This is a genomic window from Halomonas saccharevitans, assembly GCF_032333995.1.
GTDB lineage: Bacteria > Pseudomonadota > Gammaproteobacteria > Pseudomonadales > Halomonadaceae > Halomonas > Halomonas saccharevitans.
The window spans coordinates 1-2092 of sequence record NZ_JAVXUR010000010.1 but is presented as its reverse complement, the minus strand read 5'-3'; the positions used below and the strand labels follow the sequence as shown (position 1 = coordinate 2092).

The following is a 2092-nucleotide window of genomic DNA, read 5'->3' as shown; positions in this document are numbered from 1 at the left end:
GCGACCCAAACAGTCGTTGCTCTGGTCGATCAGGTAATTCATTGTGGACACTTGACGAGTGTTAGTGACGTCGTCGATTAAGGAGGTGATCCAGCCGCAGGTTCCCCTACGGCTACCTTGTTACGACTTCACCCCAGTCATGAACCACACCGTGGTGATCGCTCTCCCGAAGGTTAAGCTAACCACTTCTGGTGCAGTCCACTCCCATGGTGTGACGGGCGGTGTGTACAAGGCCCGGGAACGTATTCACCGTGACATTCTGATTCACGATTACTAGCGATTCCGACTTCACGGAGTCGAGTTGCAGACTCCGATCCGGACTGAGACCGGCTTTATGGGATTAGCTCCACCTCGCGGCTTTGCAACCCATTGTACCGGCCATTGTAGCACGTGTGTAGCCCTACCCGTAAGGGCCATGATGACTTGACGTCGTCCCCACCTTCCTCCGGTTTGTCACCGGCAGTCTCCCTAGAGTTCCCACCATTACGTGCTGGCAAATAAGGACAAGGGTTGCGCTCGTTACGGGACTTAACCCAACATTTCACAACACGAGCTGACGACAGCCATGCAGCACCTGTCTGTGCGCTCCCGAAGGCACCAATCCATCTCTGGAAAGTTCGCACGATGTCAAGGGTAGGTAAGGTTCTTCGCGTTGCATCGAATTAAACCACATGCTCCACCGCTTGTGCGGGCCCCCGTCAATTCATTTGAGTTTTAACCTTGCGGCCGTACTCCCCAGGCGGTCGACTTATCGCGTTAACTGCGCCACAAAGGTCTCTAGGACCCCAACGGCTAGTCGACATCGTTTACGGCGTGGACTACCAGGGTATCTAATCCTGTTTGCTACCCACGCTTTCGCACCTCAGTGTCAGTGTCAGTCCAGAAGGCCGCCTTCGCCACTGGTATTCCTCCCGATCTCTACGCATTTCACCGCTACACCGGGAATTCTACCTTCCTCTCCTGCACTCTAGCCTGACAGTTCCGGATGCCGTTCCCAGGTTGAGCCCGGGGCTTTCACAACCGGCTTATCAAGCCACCTACGCGCGCTTTACGCCCAGTAATTCCGATTAACGCTCGCACCCTCCGTATTACCGCGGCTGCTGGCACGGAGTTAGCCGGTGCTTCTTCTGTGAGTGATGTCTTTCCTCGGGCGTATTAAGCCCAAGGCATTCTTCCTCACTGAAAGTGCTTTACAACCCGAAAGCCTTCTTCACACACGCGGCATGGCTGGATCAGGCTTTCGCCCATTGTCCAATATTCCCCACTGCTGCCTCCCGTAGGAGTTCGGGCCGTGTCTCAGTCCCGATGTGGCTGATCATCCTCTCAGACCAGCTACGGATCGTCGCCTTGGTGAGCCATTACCTCACCAACAAGCTAATCCGACATAGGCTCATCCGATAGCGCAAGGTCCGAAGATCCCCTGCTTTCCCCCGTAGGGCGTATGCGGTATTAGCCTGGGTTTCCCCAGGTTATCCCCCACTACCGGGCAGATTCCTATGCATTACTCACCCGTCCGCCGCTCGACGCCTCCTAGCAAGCTAGGATCGTTTCCGCTCGACTTGCATGTGTTAGGCCTGCCGCCAGCGTTCAATCTGAGCCATGATCAAACTCTTCAGTTTAAAGTCTGATAGTTCCTAAGGTGGAACCAAACCTGGCTCAAGGTTCAAACGTCTCATTTGACGAGTCGCTTGCCTTGAATGTTTCAGTGACTGGTCACCAACATCCCGACAAGCGCCCACATGAATTACCTGATCGATTGTTAAAGAGCGTCTCGCTGTTGCCGTCGTGTCCGGCCGCATCATTGAAGCGGCGGTCTCGGCGGCGCCCTGCGAGGAAGGCGTATTCTACATGACCGGCGTTTCTTGTCAACCCGTCGAGGCGTTCCGAAGAAGCGAAGCGGGTGACCGAAACCTCATCTCGCCAGAGCGAAGTGAGTGCCGATCGAGTGATGTGCATTCTACCGAATGCGACGAGTTCGTCAAGCGGGAATTTTCAAAGCGACTTCGAAAAACCCAAATGGAAACAAGCACTTCCACCACCATTACCGCCTGCAACGTTTGCCCGTTGCCGGCAGCGGATGCGTACTTTACGG

At 55.0% G+C, this 2092-nt stretch carries 1 protein-coding gene and 1 rRNA gene; one reads left to right on the top strand and one right to left on the bottom strand.

What is annotated here, in order from left to right:
• Positions 1-78: 78 nt before the first annotated feature.
• Positions 79-1619 (bottom strand): 16S ribosomal RNA (locus RSO68_RS15880).
• Positions 1620-1785: 166 nt separating this feature from the next.
• Here RSO68_RS15880 and RSO68_RS15875 point away from each other — a divergent pair.
• Positions 1786-2092 (top strand): hypothetical protein (locus tag RSO68_RS15875; protein WP_315587271.1); only part of this gene is annotated, 307 nt, incomplete at its 3' end.